Origin of the sequence: Streptomyces sp. NPDC015139 (genome assembly GCF_043079785.1) — a bacterium.
GTDB lineage: Bacteria > Actinomycetota > Actinomycetes > Streptomycetales > Streptomycetaceae > Streptomyces > Streptomyces albidocamelliae.
The window spans coordinates 734,276-752,072 of the sequence record NZ_JBIBUW010000001.1 but is presented as its reverse complement, the minus strand read 5'-3'; the positions used below and the strand labels follow the sequence as shown (position 1 = coordinate 752,072).

The following is a 17,797-nucleotide window of genomic DNA, read 5'->3' as shown; positions in this document are numbered from 1 at the left end:
TCCGGCTCAGTGCGTGTCGGTCTGGGACGAACCGTCGTCCGCCGCGCCGCTGCCGGACTGGTCGCCCGCCGCGCCGGACGGGTCGGTGCCGCCACCGATCTGGTCGCCGCCGGCACCGGATCCGTCACCGGCACCCGCCTGGTCACCGGCACCCGCCTGGTCACCCGCGCCTGCCTGGTCACCCGCACCGGCCTGGCCGCCGGCCGAGGCCGACGGGTCGGCAGCGCCCGACTGGTCACCGGCGCCCGCCTGGTCGCCCGCACCGGCCTCGTCGCCCGCGCCCGCCTGATCGCCGGCGCCCGCCTGGCCGCCCGCGCCCGCGCCGGCGTCGCCGAGGGTCGCGCCGGTGGCCTGGAGCGCGGCGGTGACCGGCTGGAAGAAGGTCTCGCCGCCGCTGGTGCAGTCGCCGCTGCCACCTGAGGTGAGGCCGACCGCGCCGCCGTCCTGGGTGAACAGGGAGCCGCCGCTGTCGCCCGCCTCGGCGCAGACGTCGGTCTGGATCAGGCCGGTGACGGTGTCGACGCCGTTGGGGTCGGTCTCGCTCTGGAAGTTGACGGTGGCGTCGAGGCCGGTGACCTTGCCGTCGTGCAGTCCGGTGGTGGAACCCATCCGGAACACCGCCTGGCCGACGGTGGCGTCGGCGGCCTGCTTGATCTGCACGGTCTGGCCGTTGCCGACGTTGACCTCGCTCGGCGCCTGCGTGTTCGGGTCGTTGTACTTGACCAGCGAGAAGTCACCGTTGCCGGGGAAGGTCGCCTGGTCGACGGTGGCGACCGGCTGCCCGTTCTGGGAGTCGGACCAGTCCTTGGCGGCCACCCCGCAGTGACCGGCCGTCAGGAAGGCGGGGCTGCCGTCGGAGGCGGTGACGTTGAAGCCGAGGGAGCAGCGGACGTTGCCGCCCTGCGCCTGGGAGAAGATGGCGTCGCCGCCCGAGACGAAGGTCTTGAAGCTGCCGGCGGACTTCTTCACCGTGGCCACGTCGGCGCCGAGGCTCCGCACGGTCGACTGCAGTCTGTCCCACTTGGCGCCGGTGACGGTGGAGTCGGCGGTGACGAGGACCTTGTCGGTGCGCGGGTCGACCGCCCAGGAGGTGCCGGGGATCGTCGCTTCGGTCTTCAGCGTCTTCGCGGCCTGCCGGAGTTCGCCGAGGCTGTTGTCCACCTCGCGGACGACCGCGCCGGCCTTCTTCGCCTGGACGATCACGTTGTCGTCGCCGTCGACCACGTTGACGACGAGCTGCTGCTTGCCGCTGTCGTAGTACGAGCCGGCGAAGGCGTCGCCGAGGATCTTCTGCACCTGGCCGGCGAGGTCCGAGGCGTCCGCTGACTTCAGGGTCTTCGCACCGGTGGCGCCCGACGCCGCGTTCTGGCCGTTCTGGTCCTGCGACGCGTTGGCGTTGGGCAGCAGGAGGGCCGCCGCTCCGAGCGCCGCGACACCGCCCACCGCTATCGCGACCTTGCGCTTGGGCATTCGCCTGTGACTCAAACTTCTCGACCTCCTGAGACGGGGGGGCTGCCTGTGAGGGGCAGTTCGTTCCGGGGCGCCTGGATGGCCGTTTGTACGCACCGGCCGTGCGGTGTGTTCAATTCCGTTTCCCAACGGCGGCCATTCGGCGGGGAATCGGCCACCCTCCGCGTGGCGGGGAGGGCGGCCGGGAACGATCCGCCGTATGACGATGACCCCCGCCGAAGGCGACAAGATCCTCTCCGCCAACTTCGCCCCCTGGGTGCTCGATCTCGGGCTGACCGTCGAGGAGGTGGGCAAGGACCGGGCCGTACTGCGTCTGCCCTGGTCCGAGCGGCTGGCCCGGGAGGGCGGCGGGCTGTCGGGGCAGGCGCTGATGGCGGCCGCGGACACGGCGACGGTGATCGCGGTGTCGGCCGCGCGGGGCGGATTCGTTCCGATGACGACGGTTCAGCAGTCCACGTCGTTCCAGCGGGCGGTGACGGGTTCGGATGTCCTGATCGAAGCGGTGCTAACGAAGCTGGGCCGGCGGATGGCCTTCGCCGACATCACGCTGAGGGACGCGGAGTCGGGCGCGCTGGCGGCCCGGGCGAGCACGGTCTACGCGATCCTGGCCTGACACGTTCGGCCACCGACCGGTGACGGTGCGTTCCGGCGGCGTAGCGGAATCCCGGCTTCAGGGAATCTGCACATTGAATGCTCAACCAAGTCACCGCCGTCGGCTTATCTGCACATCCGCGCGCCCCCTCGCACGCCTTTGGCGCGGAGTGCCGGATTCGCCGCCCGGCGGGCAAGGGGTGGAACGGCGGTGAAGTCGTGCCGCATGTGAAGGAGTCGCCGACATGCCGTGCGCACACCTGCACGGTTGAGGCCGTTACCGAACCAAGTTCCCAGGTGGGAGCACTGGTTGATTGGAAGCGCGCCCGCCGTGCGTGCTTTGATCCATCGCACCGCAGGGAGGCCGGGGCCTTGAGGAATCCGGGGCCCGGATCCCTGCGGTCGCGGCCGTCCGTCTGTCCCCAGAGGGGGCCGCTCTCCCCCTTGTGAAATATCCATACGAAGGGAAGTTCCATCATGAACTCCACCCCCCAGGTTGAGACCGTCGAGATCTCGGACGCCGAGCTGGACAACGTTTCCGGCGGTCTGTCCGTGAACGCCCTGAACACCGTGACCGGTGCCGTCAACGGCCTCGCCCCGGTTTCCGGCCTGGTCGACACGGCCGTCGGCACCGTCGAGGGTGTCACCGGCCTGAACGTGGCCCCGGTTTCCGGCCTGGTCGCCGGTCTCTGATCGCACCTCGGTGTGTCACCGCTGGTCCCGGAGCCGTCCCTCGGCTCCGGGACTCTCGGGTGCCCGAGGGCGGCCGCCGTCCGCGGCAGCGCCCTCATGTGTCGTGACGATGTCTCTCCTCGGGTGAGGGAAGTTCCGTGCAGTTCCGCCAACAGGCCCTCGCCAAGCTCCAGTCGCCGGAGGAGCTGGACCTTCCGGTGCGGCTCGCCCGCCCGCAGGGCTGGCTCGCGCTCGGCGTCACCGTCGTCGTGATGGCCGCGGCCTCCGTCTGGGCGGTGACCGGCTCGGTCACCTCCACCGTGAGCGCGCAGGCCGTCCTCACCCACGGGCAGGGCAGCTACGTGCTGCAGAGCCCGGTCAGCGGCCAGGTGACGGGCGTCCTCGCCGAACAGGGCCGGCGCCTCCCGGCGAACGCCCCCGTCCTCAAGGTCCGCACCGCGCAGGGCACTTCGGTCGTCCGCACGGTCGCCGCGGGCCGCGTCACCACGCTCGCCGCCACCATCGGGCAGATCATCCGGACCGGCACCGACGTCGCCGCGGTCGAGAAGGTGGCCCACGCCTCCGACCCGCTGTACGCGACCGTGTATGTGCCCGCCGAGAACGCGGCGGCCATTCCCGCCCACGCCTCCGTCGACCTCACCGTCTCCTCGGTGCCGAGCGAGCGGTACGGCGTGCTGCGCGGCCGGGTGAAGTCGGTGGACCGCACCGTGCAGTCCGCCCAGTCGATCTCCGCGTTCCTCGGCGACACCCAGCTCGGCGAGCAGTTCACCCGCAAGGGGCGCCCGGTGGCCGTCCTGGTCGAACTGGACCGGTCGGGGACCGCCAGGAGCGGCTACCGCTGGTCCACCGCCGGCGGGCCGCCGTACCGGCTCGACTCGATGACCCTCGCCTCCGCCTCGGTCAGGCTGACCGACCAGCGGCCCGTCGATTGGCTGCTCCCGTGACCACCACGCAGGAAACCCGCGGCCGCAGACGCGCCGCCCCCGCCAAGCGGCCGGTCCCCAAGTCCCGTACCGGCACGGTCCGTACCCCGACCGTGCTCCAGATGGAGGCCGTCGAGTGCGGCGCCGCCTCACTCGCCATGGTCCTCGGCCACTACGGCCGGCACGTCCCGCTGGAGGAGCTGCGCATCGCCTGCGGTGTCTCCCGGGACGGCTCACGCGCCAGCAACCTGCTGAAGGCGGCCCGCGGCTACGGCCTGACCGCCAAGGGCATGCAGATGGACCTGGCCGCCCTCGCCGAGGTGCGCTCCCCGGCCATCCTCTTCTGGGAGTTCAACCACTACGTCGTCTACGACGGGATCGGCCGCCGCTTCGGCCGGCGCGGCGTCTTCGTCAACGACCCCGCCAAGGGCCGCCGTTTCGTGCCCCTGGAGGAGTTCGACGGCAGTTTCACCGGTGTCGTGCTGGTGCTGGAGCCCGGTGAGGGCTTCACCCGGGGCGGGCGCAGGCCCGGCGTCCTCGGCGCGATGCCGGCGCGGCTGCGCGGCACCGCGGGCACCCTGCCCGCCGCCGTGCTGGCCAGTCTGCTGCTCGTCGCCGTCGGCGCTGCCGTGCCCGCGCTCAGCCGCACCTACATCGACATGTTCCTCATCGGCGGCCAGACCTCGCTGCTGGGCGTGCTGTTCACCTCGATGGCCACCTGCGTGCTGCTGACCCTGGTGCTGACCTGGCTCCAGCAGGCCAACCTGCTGCACGGCCGGATCATCTCCTCCACGCTCTCCAGCGCCCGGTTCCTGCGCCATCTGCTGCGCCTGCCGGTGACGTTCTTCGCCCAGCGCTCCCCCGCCGACCTGGTGCAACGGCTCCAGTCCAACGACCAGGTGGCGGAGACCCTGGCCCGCGACCTCGCGGCGGCCGGTGTGGACGCGGTCGTGGTCGTGCTCTACGCCGTGCTGCTGTACACGTACGACCCGCAGCTGACCTTCGTCGGCATCGGCGTGGCCCTGCTGAACCTGGTGGCCATGCGGCTGGTCGTACGGCTGCGCGCGACCCGCACGGCGAAGCTGCGGGCGGACACGGCGCGGCTCACCAACACGTCGTACACCGGGCTGCAGCTGATCGAGACGATGAAGGCGACCGGCGGCGAGGACGGCTACTTCCGCAAGTGGGCCGGGCAGCACGCCACCACCCTGGAGGAGCAGCAGCGGCTCGGTGTGCCGAGCGCCTGGCTCGGGGTGGTCGCCCCGACCCTCGCCACCTTCAACAGCGCCCTGATCCTGTGGATCGGCGGCATGCGGGCCGTCGAGGGCCACATCTCGGTCGGTCTGCTGGTCGCCTTCCAGGCGCTGGTCGTCCGCTTCACCGCGCCGCTCACCCGGCTCAACGGCGTGGCGGGCCGGATCCAGGACTTCGCGGCCGACGTGGCCCGGCTCAAGGACGTCGAAAACTTCCAGGCCGACCCGCTCTACGACCGCCCCGGCACCGGCGACTCCACGCGCCGGCTGCACGGACACGTCGAGCTGGAGAACGTCACCTTCGGCTACAGCCCGCTGGACCAGCCGCTGCTGACCGGCTTCGACCTGACCGTCGGACCCGGCCGGCAGGTGGCTCTCGTCGGCGGCTCGGGCAGCGGCAAGTCCACGGTGTCCCGGCTGATCTCGGGCCTGTACGCGCCGTGGGACGGGGTGATCCGGATCGACGGCCGCCGGCTGGAGGACATCCCGCGCGGCGCGCTCGCCTCCTCCGTGTCCTTCGTCGACCAGGACGTGTTCCTCTTCGAGGGCTCGGTGCGCGACAACGTGGCCCTGTGGGACCCGTCGATCCCCGACGAGGCCGTGGTGGAGGCGCTGACGGACGCGGCCCTGTACGACGTGGTGACGCGCCGGCCCGGCGGCATCCACAGCAGGGTCGAGCAGGACGGCCGGAACTTCTCCGGCGGCCAGCGCCAGCGCCTGGAGATCGCCCGGGCGCTGGTGCGCCGGCCCAGCATCCTCGTGCTGGACGAGGTGACCAGCGCGCTGGACGCGGAGACCGAGCTGATCGTGATGGACAACCTGCGCCGGCGCGGCTGCGCCTGCGTGGTGATCGCCCACCGGCTGAGCACGGTCCGCGACAGCGACGAGATCGTCGTGCTCCAGCACGGCACGGTCGTCGAACGCGGGCGGCACGAGGAACTGGTGGCACACGGCGGCGCGTACGCGGCGCTGGTCAGGGAGCGTTGAGATGACGACCGTTCAGGAGGGGTACGACGGCGACCTGGTGCTCGGTGCGCTCGGCGCGCTCGGCACCCGGTCGGACTGCGCGGGCCTGACCCGGGTGGACCTGGAAGGCCCTCAGGTGCTGTGGCTGGTCGCGGCCGGCGCCCTGGACCTGTTCGCGGTGGACGCGGCCGAGCAGGGCCACTGGCACCACCTGGGCCGGCTGGAGGCGGGCGCGCTGCTGCTCGGCCCGGTCGCCGGCCCCCAGCACACCCTGGTGGCGCGCCCGGTCCGCGACTGCGTCCTGCACCGCGTCAACCTGCGCGAGCTGTACCAGCCCGCGCACACCCAGACCTGGTCGTACGACGAGTACGGCAACCCGCAGTACGTCCCGCCTACGTCGAGCCCGCTCGAGTACGCGCTCGCCCTCGGCGTCGGCCGCGGCCTGTCCGTCCTGTTCCAGGCGCCCATGGCCGAGGAACGGGCCGCGGCACCCGCCGACGACGACGTCTTCTGGATGCAGGTGCCGCCGGGCAGCGTGCAGTACGGCTCGCTGTACGGCGCGGAGGCCGCCGCCGATCTGCTGATGGACCCGGCGCTGTGGCAGAGCATGGTCGACCAGCAGTACCGGCTGCTGACCGCGCTGGACCGGTGGATCGAACAGCTGGAGCGCACCCACGAGACCCGTACGGCCGCCGGTATCAAGGCCGGTGAGGCGGTGCGGGCCCAGGCCGACCGGACCCTGCTGGCCTCCATCGGCAAGCGCTCGGCCCGCCGGACGACGGCCGCCGACGCGGACGCCTCGTACGCGGCCTGCCGGCTCGTCGCCGAGGCGGCCGGGATCGAGCTGGCCGAGCCCGCGCAGAGCGGCACCGAGAGCGACCGCCTCGATCCGGTCGAACGGGTGGCGCTGGCCTCCCGGGTGCGCACCCGGGCGGTCCGTCTGGACGGGCGCTGGTGGCGGGAGAACGTGGGCCCGCTGGTCGGGCACCGGGCGCTGTCCGGGGCGCCGGTCGCGCTGCTGTGGCGGCGTGGCGGCTACGTGGCCGTACAGCCGGCGACGGGGCGTGAGACACCGATCGAGAAGGCCAACGCGCAGGAGTTCGAACCGCGCGCGGTGATGTTCTACCGGCCGCTGCCCGACAAGCGGCTCGGGCCGCTGGGGCTGCTGCGGTTCAGCCTGCGCGGCACTCGCGGGGACCTGCTGCACCTGCTGCTCGCGGGGCTGGTGACGGTGGCGATCGGCGCGCTGGTGCCGGTCGCCACGGGCAAGGTGCTCGGCGAGTACGTGCCGCGGGCGCAGACCGGCCTGATCGTCCAGGTGTGCCTGGCGGTGATGGTCAGCGGGCTGGTCGCGGCGGCGTTCACGCTGCTGGAGAACCTGTCCATCCTGCGCCTGGAGGGCCGTATCGAGGCGGCGCTCCAGCCGGCCGTCTGGGACCGGCTGCTCCGGCTGCCCACCCGGTTCTTCACCGAGCGTTCGACCGGTGAGCTGGCGAGCGCGGCGATGGGCATCAGCGCCGTCCGCCGGCTGCTGGCGGGGGTCGGCCCGGTGGTCGCGCAGTCGGCGACGATCGGCGCGATGAACCTCGGCCTGCTGTTCTGGTACAGCGTGCCGATGGCGATGGCGGCGATCGGCATGCTCGTCGTCATCGCGGCCGTGTTCCTGGGGCTCGGGCTGTGGCAGGTGCGCTGGCAGCGGCGGCTCGTGGTGCTCGGCAACAAGCTGAACAACCAGGCGTTCCAGACCCTGCGCGGGCTGCCGAAGCTGCGGGTGGCGGCGGCCGAGAACTACGCGTACGCGGCCTGGGCCCGGGAGTTCGCGCGCAGCCGGGAGCTCCAGCAGAAGGTCGGCCGGATCAAGAACCTCACCACGGTGCTGGGCGCGGTCTACCTGCCGGTGTGCACCCTGCTGATGTTCATGCTGCTGGCGGGTCCGGCCAGGGGCGCGATGTCGGCGGCGGACTTCCTGACCTTCAACACGTCGGTGACCATGGTGCTGACGGCGGTGACCCAGCTGACCGGGTCGTTCGTCTCGGCGGTGGCCGCGCTGCCGCTCTTCGAGGAGATCAGGCCGGTCCTGGACGCCACGCCCGAGGTGCGCACGGCCAGCACCCGCCCCGGCCCGCTGTCGGGCGCACTGGAGGCCCGCCGGCTGTCGTTCCGCTACGCCGACGACGGCCCGCTCGTCCTCGACGACGTGTCCTTCGCGGTCCGGCCGGGCGAGTTCGTGGCGATCGTCGGCCCGAGCGGCTGCGGCAAGTCCACCCTGCTGAGGCTGCTGATCGGCTTCGACAGGCCGGTCTCCGGAAGCGTCCTGTACGACGGTCAGGATCTCGCGGCCCTGGACCGGTCGGCGGTGCGTCGCCAGTGCGGGGTCGTCCTCCAGCACGCGCAGCCGTTCACCGGCTCCATCCTGGACGTCATCTGCGGCGCCGAGCCGTACACGCCGGAGGAGGCGATGGCGGCGGCCGAGATGGCGGGGCTCGCGGAGGACATCAAGCGGATGCCGATGGGCCTGCACACGATCGTCGCGGGCAACGGCGCGATCTCCGGCGGGCAGCGCCAGCGGCTGATGATCGCCCAGGCCCTCGTCCGGCGCCCCCGGCTGCTCTTCTTCGACGAGGCCACCAGCGCCCTGGACAACGACACCCAGCGCATCGTCATCGACAGCACCCGCAAGCTGAACGCCACCCGTGTCGTCATCGCCCACCGGCTGTCCACGGTGCTGGACGCCGACCGGGTGATCGTGATGGAGGACGGCAAGGTGGTCCAGCACGGCAGCCCGGCCGAACTGCTCGCGGACACCTCCGGCCGCCTCCACGAACTGGTGCGCCGCCAGATGGCCTAGCGGCCGCGTCCGGATCAGTCGGGGTCCCGCGCACCGGGTTCGTCCTCGTGGTGGGACGGCATCCAGTGGTGTTCGGTGAACCAGCGGCCGAACAGGGCGCCGCCGTAGATGACGAAGCCGACGCCGATGAGCCAGGACTCCACGACGAGCACCGTGCCGACGGCGCCGTAGCTGAGGGCGTTGGTGACGATGAGGGGGGTGAAGACGAGGTAGGAGAAGGCCCTCAGGCCCGCCAGCCCGATGACGGTGGCGAACGCGCCCGGCAGCAGGGCCCGCCAGCGGACCTGGCCGCCGAGCAGGAAGCGCTGTCCCCACCAGAAGAACAGCACACCGCTCACCGCGGAGAGGGTGATCCGCTGGCCGCCGTGGAGCGTCGTCTTCGTCGCCACCTCCTGGTAGAGGTACGTGGTCAGCACCACCAGCCAGGTCGCCTGCCGCCACACCCGGTGCCAGGGGCCGGCGGCCAGCCCCCAGATCCGCTCGTAGGCGTTCTGCACACTGCCCCCGAAGGCCACGCCGAAGACGGCGAGCAGCACACCGCTCAGGACGCTGGTGGCGCCGATGACATTGCGCGGCGGGCTGATGACGTCGGTGATCACGTGCGCGGACCGTCCGGACAGCCCCATCCCGTCGGTCAGCCAGGACGCGAAGCCGCCCCGCCCGAGGGGGTCGGCCGCGGCGACCACGATCAGCAGCGGTGCCAGGGTCACCAGGGCCAGGGTGGCGAATCCCATGGCCCGGTGCATCAGTTCCAGCTCGCGACCGTGGTCGAACAGGGCGCCGACACGCAGCCACTCCCACGCGCGGTGCAGGCCGCGCCGCCACCGGTTCACGGCTCCTCCCGTGCTCGCCGCCCACACGCTCTCCTGTGCCGATTCATCCACCCCGGCGCGTACCGGGCAACTCGCCGGGGGGCCGGAGGCACGGCGCCATGGTGCGCGGCCCCGGCCGCCGGATCCGGCGACACGTCGGGCACGTCCGCCGTTTGCGCGCCGCGTCACCGGAGAATCGGGACCCGTGCGCACTCCTGCCGAAGTGCCCGGCACGGACCGGCACATGCCGGGCCGCGGGCGGCGAACACTCATCGTGACCGCGAGCATGGGGGCCGGCCACGACACCGTCGCCGCGGAACTCGCGCGCCGCGCCACGGCGTCCGGGCACGAGCCGCACGTGGTCGACCTGCTGGGGCTGCTGCCGTACGGCCTCGGCACCGGGCTGCGCCGCTGCTACCAGGCCTCGGTACGGCACTTCCCCTGGGCGTACGCCGGTGTCTACGGCGCGTTCCTGCGCACCGGCACCGGTCCGCGCCCCAGTGGCGTGCCGCTGGCCCGGCTCGCCGCCGGCCGGCTGACCGCCCTGGTGGACCGGCTGGACATCGACGTGGTGGTGTCCGTCTTCCACCTGGCCGCGCAGCTGACCGGCCATCTCCGGGAGCGGGGCGGGCTGCGGGTGCCGAGCGCGGTGTTCCTGCTCGACTTCGCCGTGCACCGGCAGTGGCTGCATCCCGGCAACGACCGGTACCTGTGCCTGACGGACCGGGCGGCGAGCGAGGTGCGCCGGGCGCTGGGCACGCCCGTGGTGACGACCGGGCCGGTGGTGGCGCCCGCGTTCCTCGCCCCGGCCCCCGGGGCGGAGCGGTGGCGGGAGCGCTTCGCCGGGCTCGCGCCGGGCCGCCCCGCCGTCCTGCTGTCGGCGGGTGCCTGGGGTGCGGCGTCCCGCCCGGCCGGCACCGCCCGGCTGCTTGCGGGGGCCGGCTATCTGCCCGTGGTGCTGTGCGGCCGCAACGAAAGGCTGCTCGCCCGGCTTACCGGGGTGCCCTCGGTGCTCGCCCTGGACTGGGTCGGGGACATGCCCGGACTGCTGGCCGCGTGTCACGCCCTGGTGGACAACGCCGCCGGCCAGACCGCCGTGCAGGCCCTGGCCTCGGGGCTGCCCGTGGTGGGGCACCGGCCGCTGCCCGGCCACGGGGCGGAGGGGGTACGGCGGATGGCGGAGCTGGGGCTGTCCGAGTACGCCGGCGACGGGCCCGCGCTGCTGACGGCGCTCGGCCGGCTCCCGGCGGGCGGCCGGGAACGCGCGGAACGCGCGGAACGGGGCCACGCGCTGTTCCGGCACGATCCGATGGAGTACGTGGCCGGGTTGTGAGCCTGCCGGGGAACGGCGGGCCCGTAGCCGGGGGCCGACTGCCTTTCCGGCATGCCGTTGGAAGGCCCTGAGGCCACCGAGGACAGCGGGACCGGGCGTGCAACGCCCCCTGGCGCTCACCCCTCGCCGACCGGGGACGGCGCGTCCGGCCCGGCCGGTCCCGGGGAGCCGGTGTGGTCGGCGAGTGGGCCCATCGTGAGGCCCGCCTCCCGGCAGCTCCGGACGAGGGCGGGCAGGGCGCCGAGTGCGGAGTGCCAGCAGCCGGGGGCCGAGTGCCGGTCCGTGTCGTGCAGCAGGACGGTGCCGCCGCCGCGCAGGTCCGCCGCGACCCGGGCCCGTACGGACGCCGCCGTGGCGTCGGCCGTCCAGTCCTCGCCCCAGGCGGACCACAGCACGGTCCGCAGTCCGGCCCGCCGGGCGGCCGCCCAGCGGCCCGAGGTGAGGATGCCGTACGGGGGGCGGTACCACTGCGGCCGCCGGCCGGTGACGTCCCGCACCGCCCGCACCGTCCGGGCGATCTCCGCCGAGTCCCGGCCGGGCGCGGGGCGCCACGGGCGGTCGTGGGTCCAGCCGTGCACGGCGAGCTCGTGGCCGCGCGCCACCGTCTCCCGGGCCAGACCCGGGTGGCGCACCAGATGCTCGCCGAGCACGAAGAACGTCGCCCGCGTCCCGAGGTCGTCCAGCGCGTCCAGGAAGCGCGGTGTCGACTCCGGGTCGGGGCCGTCGTCGAAGGTCAGCGCCACATGGTCGCGGCGGCCGGTCCCGCTGAGCCCGGGGAAGAACCGCAGCCGTACGCCGGGGAGCCAGGTGGCCGCCGGACCGATGTGCGCCGCGGCGACGCCCACCGGCAGCAGGGCCACCGTCGTCCGCCACGCGCGGCCGGACACGAGGGACATCGGACTGCCTCCTTCAGTGGATTCGACCGGCGCGCACGGCCCGGCCGGTGTCAGGGCCTGCGGGGTGCCGGCGCCCGCCGCCCGTTCCGGTCGGGCGGGTGGTCCGGTACGGACGTGTCCCAGTCCTGACCGGCCGACTGGGCATGGGCCAGGCCGATGCTGCCCGCCCCGATCAGGACGACGCCGATCACCTCGGGAATCACCCTCAGCCCCAGGTGGATCGTCTCAGCGAACAGGACCCAGCCGAGCACGACGCTGGTCAGCGCGTCGCCGAGGGTGAGGGCGGGCTGGGAGGCCGTCAGCGATCCGGCGCTCAGCGCGCTCTGCAGCAGCAGGAAGGCGACGAGTCCGGCGCCGGCGGTGGCGTACAGCGACCAGTGCGTGAACATGGCCTCCGGCCCGTGGGCGAGCCGGCCCACCGCCTCCTTCATCAGCGCCGCGGTGGTCGCGAAGGACACCGCGGAGGCGAGACCGAGGAGCGCCGCCCTGGCCGCGCCCCGGACCGGGCGGGAGACGGCGACCAGCACGACGACGGCCCCGAGCGCCCCGCAGCCGCCCAGCAGCCAGGCCTCCGGCGGCGCGGTCGGCCGGCCGGGGGACGGCGCCGCCGCGAGGAGGAACAGGGCGAGCCCGACGGCGAGGGCGGCGAACGCCAGCCAGGTACGGCCGTCCGGGCGGCGCCGGAAGACGACACTGCCCACGGCCAGCGTGAACAGCAGCTCGGCGGCGAGCAGCGGCTGGACGAGGGACAGGCTGCCCGTGGCCAGCGCCCCGGCCTGGAACAGGCTGGACAGCGCCAGCAGTCCCGCGCCGGCCAGCCAGGACGGGCGCCGCAGCAGATGCAGCAGCCGGCGCCCGGCGGCCCTCGCACCGGTGCCCTCGTCGCCCTGCTCCACGGCGGCCCGGCGCTGGAGCACCGAGGCGGACGCGTTGGACAGCGCCGCGAGCAGGGCGAGCACCACCGTGAGGGCGATCATGTCCGCTCACCCGAAACGCGCGGCGAGCCGCCGGTAGAGCCCGGGCGCGGCTCCCCGCACCAGGGCGGGCACGCGCAGCCAGCCGGGGACGTACACCTCGTCCTTGTCGTGCCGGACGGCGGCCCACACCGCGTCCGCCACGCGCGCGGGCGGCACCGGTCTCGGCCAGGGCCGCGTGTACGGGGTGCCCCGCCGGTCGAAGAAGGGGGTGTCGACCACACCGGGGACGACATGGCTGACGCGGACGCCGGTGCCGCGCAGTTCGTACCGCAGGGCGTCGGCGAAGGCGGCCAGGGCCGCCTTGGCGGCGGAGTAGACGGCTTCGCCGCGCACGCCGACGCTGCCGGCGAGGGATCCGACGAGCACGACGCGTCCGGATCCGGCCGCGACCATGTGGGGCAGCACGGCCCGCACCAGGTGCAGGTTGGCCAGCAGGTCGACGCCGACGACCTCGTCGATGCGTGCGGCCGGCATGGCGGTGAAGTCCCCGGCCCAGCCCACCCCGGCACCGGCGACGAGCAGGTCCAGCTCCCCCAGGTGGTCCAGGGCCAGCTCGGTGAGCCGGCGGTCCGCGCCGGGCCGGGTCAGGTCCGCGGGCAGGGCCACGGCACCGGCCAGGGCGGCCACCTGCTCCAAACGGGTGACGTCGCGCCCGTTCAGCACCATCCGCCAGCCCCCCTCGGCGGCGAGCCGGCGCGCCACGGCCGCGCCGATGCCGGAGGAGGCGCCCGTCACCAGAGCGGTGCCGCCCCCGCCGGTCCGCCGCCCGGCGTGCGCGGCGGAACCCGTCCGGGGGGCGGAGGTCACGACCGGCCCGGCGCGGTTCGAGGGGCTTGCGGGGGACGGGGCGTGGGACATGGTGACGACCTCATTGCGACGGTGTGCACGGGCTCGCGGACTCCGGGGCCGAACCCTCGCGGTGTATCCAGGGCGCCACAGACTGAAACACCGCGCACGGCGGGGCGGCCGGCGCCCTCTCCCGCGCGGGTCCCCGGTCGCCGGGCGGGGCCACGGGAGCGAGCATGAAGGCGAGAGCGGACCGGGGGCCGGTCCCCCGTCCGTTCACCGGGACCCTGGCGGGAGTGGCGGATGACGGACACCGACGTACTCATCGCGGGGGCGGGCCCGGTCGGTCTGACCGCCGCCCTGGAACTGCGCCGGCGGGGCGTCGGCTGCCGGCTGGTGGACCGGCTGCCCGCCCGGCTGCCGTACGCCAAGGCCGTCGGTGTCCAGCCGAGGACGTTCGAGCTGTGGGAGCGGATGGGCGTGGCCCGCGCCGCGCTCGACGCCGCGCTGCCCATGCGCGGTCAGCTGGTCTACGTGAACGGTGTGCAGCAGGCGCGCGTCGAGCTGGAGCTGCCGCCGGAGGTGCCGTACGGCTTCGCGTGCCTGCCGCAGTACGAGACCGAGCGCATCCTGGAGGAGCGGCTGGCCTGCTTCGGCGGGCGCATCGAGCGCGGTACGGAACTGGTCTCCTTCACCCAGGACGCGGACGGCGTCACCAGCGGTCTGCGCACGGCCACCGGTGAGGAGCTGGAGATCCGCTCCCGCTTCGTCGTCGGGTGCGACGGCGCGCACAGCGTCGTGCGCAGGACGCTGGGGCTCTCCTTCGAGGGCGGCGCGCTGCCCGAGGAGTACATGCTCGCGGACGTCGAGCTGGACTGGGATCTGGCGCCCGGGTACGGCGTGCGGGCCATGCACGTTCCCCCCGGCGGCGAGGTGGACGACCTGCTGGTGTGCATCCCGCTGCCGGGCCGGTGCCGCTACCGGGTGTCCATGCGGGTCCCGCCGGAGCTGTCGCTGCGGGGCGGGGCGCGGGGGCAGGACGCGGTGGCCCACGGTCCGGAGTCCGGGCGTGCGCCGAGTCTGGAACACATCCAGGAGGTCGTCGACCGGCTGTCGCCCCGGCCGGCCACGGCCTCGGCGATGCGCTGGTCGTCGGTGTTCCGCGTCAGCCACCGCCTGGTGGGCCGGTACGGCGGGGGGCGGGTCTTCGTCGCCGGGGACGCGGCGCACATCCATCCGCCGACCGGCGCCCAGGGCATGAACACAGGGATCCAGGACGCCTGCAACCTCGCCTGGAAGCTGGCCCTCGCGGTGGCGGGCGACGCCGAGCCCAAGCTGCTGGAGAGCTACGACGCCGAACGCCGGCCGGTCGGCGAGGAGGTGGTGGGCCGCACGCTGAGGCACGCGACGCGCCAGGGCGTGCAGAGCGACCCCGGCGATCCGGTGACGGTCATGCTGCGCGAGGCGCAGCTGCTGATCACCTACCAGGACAGCCCGGTCGTGGAGCCGGGTCCCGCGGCCGGGCGCGGCCCGGCCGCGGGTGACCGCGCGCCCGACTGCGGGGGCCTGCGTGATCCGATCGCGGCCTTCCCCCTCCGCCTGCACGAGGTGCTGGGCGGACACGACCACGTGCTGCTGCTCTACGCCGATTCCGCCGGCGGGACGCGGGACTGCGCGGCGCTCGCGGACGAGGCACGCCGTCTGTCACACGGGCGGGTGGCCGTCTACTGCGTGCTGCCGGACGGGGTCGAACCGGGCTTCCTGCCGGTGCCGGTGCTGCGGGACGGCCGGGGCGAGTTCCGCGACCGGTACACGGCCGGCGGGAGCACCGCCTTCCTGGTGCGCCCGGACGGCCATCTGGGCGCACGTATCTCGCCGGCCGGTCCCGGCTCCTTGTCGTCGGCCCTGGTGAAGGTGTTCGCGAGCTGATCCGTCCGCGCAGCCGCCGGGGTGATCGCGAGGGCGGCCCGGTCGGCGGGCGGGTCAGTCCAGGCCCGGCACGGGCGCGCCGGAGGGCACACCGGCGCCGACGTAGCCGTCGTAGAACTCCTTCCAGAGCGCGCTCGCCCCGGTGTGCGGGCCGTCGACGGCCCGACCGCCCGCCGCGGCGTCCAGGGCGGTCAGGCACACCTCCCAGCCGGCGCCGTTGCGGGCGGCGGTGTCCGCGGCGCCGAGCACGTCGGTCAGGGTGAAGCGGGTGCGCCCGTCGTCCAGTGCCGCCAGGTCGAAGTGGAGTTCGTCGCCGCCCCAGGCGAAGGACAGGTGCCGGGGCGGGTCGACGGCGAGGACCCGGCCGGTGGACTCGGGCGTGTTCGGGTCGCCGGTGAAGCGGACGGCGCCGCCGGGGCGCAGCTCCATCTCGGCCCGGGAGGGGAACCACAGGGCCAGTTCGGCGGGGTCGGCGACGTACCGCCAGACACGGTCCACGGGGTGGTCGTAGGTACGGCCGAAGCGGACGGCGGGGCGGCCGTCGTGCAGGGTCAGATAGGCGCCGGTGAGGTCGACGGACATGTGCTCGGGTCCTTCACGTCGGGGCCGGGTGTCGTCCGGCGCCTCGTCGGGGCGGCGGCCCAGGCGGGCGCCCCAGCGAAACGTTGCCGTTTCGTTCGGACTGGTTTACGCTCCATGTGTACGAAACGGTTTCGTTTACGCGCCGTTCGTTCTCTTGCGTATCCGCACCCGGACGACTTCCCTGGAGTGGTTCCCCCATGTCCCAGAAGACCCTGGCCGAGTCCTCCCGATCGGGGGCACCGGCGACCGAACGGGGCGAGGCCTCGCCCCGCCGGTGGTGGATCCTCGCGGTCATCGCCATCGCGCAGCTGATGGTGGTCCTCGACGCCACGATCGTGAACATCGCCCTGCCGTCCGCCCAGAGCGACCTCGGCTTCTCCGACGGCAGCCGGCAGTGGATCGTCACCTCCTACGCGCTGGCGTTCGCCTCCCTGCTGCTGCTCGGCGGCCGGATCGCCGACCTGTTCGGCCGCAAGCCGGCCTTCCTCGTCGGGGTCGTCGGCTTCGCCCTGGCCTCCGCGCTCGGCGGCGCCGCGAACGGCTTCACCATGCTGGTCGTGGCCCGCGCCCTGCAGGGTGCCTTCGGCGCGCTCCTCGCGCCCGCCGCGCTGTCGCTGCTCAACACCACCTTCACCGACGCCCGGGAACGGGCCCGCGCGTTCAGTGTGTACGGCGCGATCGCCGGCGCCGGCGGTGCCGTCGGCCTGCTGCTCGGCGGTGTGCTGACCGACGCGCTCGACTGGCGCTGGACCCTGTACGTGAACGTGGCCATCGCGGTCGTCGCCTTCGCGGGCGGCTGGATCCTGCTGGGCCACCATCGCGACGCGGCGGACGCCAAGCTCGACGTGCCGGGCACCGTCCTGGTCGCCTCCGGTCTGTTCTCCCTGGTCTACGGCTTCTCCAACGCCGAGTCCCACGACTGGGGATCCCCGCTGACCTGGGGCTTCCTGATCGCGGGCGGGCTGCTGCTGACCGCCTTCACCTGGTGGCAGACCCGGGCGGCGCATCCGCTGCTGCCGCTGCGCATCCTGCTGGACCGCGACCGCGCGGCCTCCTTCCTGGCCGTGCTGATCACCGGTGCGGGCATGTTCGGCGTGTTCCTCTTCCTGACCTACTACCTCCAGCTCAACCTGGGCTTCAGCCCCACGAAGACCGGTGTGGCGTTCCTGCCGATGGTCGGTGCCCTGATGGTGGCCGCACAGCTCGGCACCACCGTCCTGGTACCCCGTCTCGGCCCGAAGGCGGTCATCCCGCTGGGCTTCGCGATCGCCACGGCCGGCATGGCCTGGCTGGCCGGCATCGGCGTCGGCTCGCACTACCTGAGCGCGGTGCTGCCGCAGCTGGTCGTGATCGGTGTCGGCCTCGGCCTGGTCATGCCGCCGGCCATGCAGCTGGCCACCGGCGGGGTGGCGGCCGAGGACGCGGGTGTGGCCTCCGCGACCGTCAACGCCATGCAGCAGGTGGGCGGTTCCATCGGCACGGCCCTGCTGAACACCCTCGCCGCGAGCGCCGCCACCGACTACCTCGCCGGCCGGGACGCCACGAGCGAGCTGGTGCGGGCCCAGGCGACCATCGAGAGCTACACCACCGCCTTCTGGTGGTCCGCGGTCCTCTTCGGCGCGGGCGCGGTGATCGCCTTCCTGCTCTACCGGCGCGGCGTGCCCGAGCAGGACGCGGGCGCGGCACCGGTCGTCCACATGTGACCGCCACGTAACCGCACCCCCGAGGGGCCGCCGTC

The 17,797-nt window shown here is 73.8% G+C and carries 14 protein-coding genes; 8 read left to right on the top strand and 6 right to left on the bottom strand.

Translation table 11 applies throughout. The annotated features are described in order from the left end of the window. Window positions 1-6: 6 nt before the first annotated feature. Complete coding sequence (locus ACF08B_RS03350) at window positions 7-1,470, bottom strand: S1 family peptidase (protein ID WP_392316032.1); 1,464 nt, start codon at window positions 1,468-1,470, stop codon at window positions 7-9. A gap of 199 nt (window positions 1,471-1,669) precedes the next feature. Between ACF08B_RS03350 and ACF08B_RS03345 the strand changes: the two genes are divergently transcribed. The 5 genes from ACF08B_RS03345 to ACF08B_RS03325 all read left to right on the top strand — a co-directional run bounded on the left by ACF08B_RS03345 (window position 1,670) and on the right by ACF08B_RS03325 (window position 8,744). Continuing rightward, the gene (locus ACF08B_RS03345) at window positions 1,670-2,083 is read left to right on the top strand and encodes a PaaI family thioesterase (protein ID WP_392315813.1); all 414 of its coding nucleotides are present in this window, start codon (window positions 1,670-1,672) and stop codon (window positions 2,081-2,083) included. A 455-nt stretch (window positions 2,084-2,538) separates the two neighbouring features. Beyond that, complete coding sequence (locus ACF08B_RS03340) at window positions 2,539-2,754, top strand: hypothetical protein (protein WP_073890947.1); 216 nt, start codon at window positions 2,539-2,541, stop codon at window positions 2,752-2,754. A 137-nt stretch (window positions 2,755-2,891) separates the two neighbouring features. Further along, entirely contained in the window at window positions 2,892-3,698 is an 807-nt protein-coding gene (locus ACF08B_RS03335; RefSeq protein WP_392315812.1) for an HlyD family efflux transporter periplasmic adaptor subunit, read from the top strand. After that, window positions 3,695-5,917: an NHLP family bacteriocin export ABC transporter peptidase/permease/ATPase subunit gene (locus ACF08B_RS03330; protein WP_392315811.1), complete on the top strand. Its 2,223-nt coding sequence runs from the start codon at window positions 3,695-3,697 to the stop codon at window positions 5,915-5,917. The genes ACF08B_RS03335 and ACF08B_RS03330 overlap by 4 nt, the downstream gene beginning before the upstream one ends. A gap of 1 nt (window position 5,918) precedes the next feature. Next, window positions 5,919-8,744 carry an NHLP bacteriocin export ABC transporter permease/ATPase subunit gene (locus ACF08B_RS03325; RefSeq protein WP_392315810.1) on the top strand — a complete coding sequence of 942 codons (2,826 nt, stop codon included), beginning with the start codon at window positions 5,919-5,921 and terminating at the stop codon, window positions 8,742-8,744. A 14-nt stretch (window positions 8,745-8,758) separates the two neighbouring features. On the opposite strand, the gene ACF08B_RS03320 is transcribed toward ACF08B_RS03325, so the two are convergent. After that, window positions 8,759-9,577, bottom strand: coding sequence for a ribonuclease BN (locus tag ACF08B_RS03320; protein ID WP_392315809.1), 819 nt, complete (start codon window positions 9,575-9,577; stop codon window positions 8,759-8,761). A gap of 265 nt (window positions 9,578-9,842) precedes the next feature. On the opposite strand from ACF08B_RS03320, the gene ACF08B_RS03315 reads away from it, so the two are divergent. Then, window positions 9,843-10,889 carry a galactosyldiacylglycerol synthase gene (locus tag ACF08B_RS03315; protein WP_392316031.1) on the top strand — a complete coding sequence of 349 codons (1,047 nt, stop codon included), beginning with the start codon at window positions 9,843-9,845 and terminating at the stop codon, window positions 10,887-10,889. 116 nt (window positions 10,890-11,005) lie between these two features. Here the strand turns inward: ACF08B_RS03315 and ACF08B_RS03310 are convergent, their stop codons facing one another. Genes ACF08B_RS03310 through ACF08B_RS03300 form a run of 3 tightly spaced genes read right to left on the bottom strand, consistent with a single transcriptional unit; the run spans window position 11,006 to window position 13,620 of the window. After that, complete coding sequence (locus ACF08B_RS03310) at window positions 11,006-11,785, bottom strand: polysaccharide deacetylase family protein (protein ID WP_392315808.1); 780 nt, start codon at window positions 11,783-11,785, stop codon at window positions 11,006-11,008. Between the two features lie 50 nt (window positions 11,786-11,835). After that, on the bottom strand, window positions 11,836-12,762 hold the full coding sequence (locus ACF08B_RS03305; protein ID WP_392315807.1) for a DMT family transporter: 927 nt from the start codon (window positions 12,760-12,762) through the stop codon (window positions 11,836-11,838). Between the two features lie 6 nt (window positions 12,763-12,768). After that, the gene (locus ACF08B_RS03300) at window positions 12,769-13,620 is read right to left on the bottom strand and encodes an SDR family NAD(P)-dependent oxidoreductase (RefSeq protein ID WP_392315806.1); all 852 of its coding nucleotides are present in this window, start codon (window positions 13,618-13,620) and stop codon (window positions 12,769-12,771) included. A 231-nt stretch (window positions 13,621-13,851) separates the two neighbouring features. On the opposite strand from ACF08B_RS03300, the gene ACF08B_RS03295 reads away from it, so the two are divergent. Continuing rightward, on the top strand, window positions 13,852-15,477 hold the full coding sequence (locus ACF08B_RS03295; RefSeq protein WP_392315805.1) for an FAD-dependent monooxygenase: 1,626 nt from the start codon (window positions 13,852-13,854) through the stop codon (window positions 15,475-15,477). A gap of 54 nt (window positions 15,478-15,531) precedes the next feature. Here ACF08B_RS03295 and ACF08B_RS03290 read toward each other — a convergent pair whose 3' ends face one another. After that, complete coding sequence (locus tag ACF08B_RS03290; protein ID WP_392315804.1) at window positions 15,532-16,059, bottom strand: SRPBCC family protein; 528 nt, start codon at window positions 16,057-16,059, stop codon at window positions 15,532-15,534. Window positions 16,060-16,256: 197 nt separating this feature from the next. Here ACF08B_RS03290 and ACF08B_RS03285 point away from each other — a divergent pair, with 197 nt between their 5' ends. Beyond that, a complete protein-coding gene (locus ACF08B_RS03285) occupies window positions 16,257-17,762 on the top strand; it encodes an MFS transporter (protein WP_392315803.1) in 1,506 nt (501 codons plus the stop codon). Window positions 17,763-17,797: the final 35 nt, after the last annotated feature.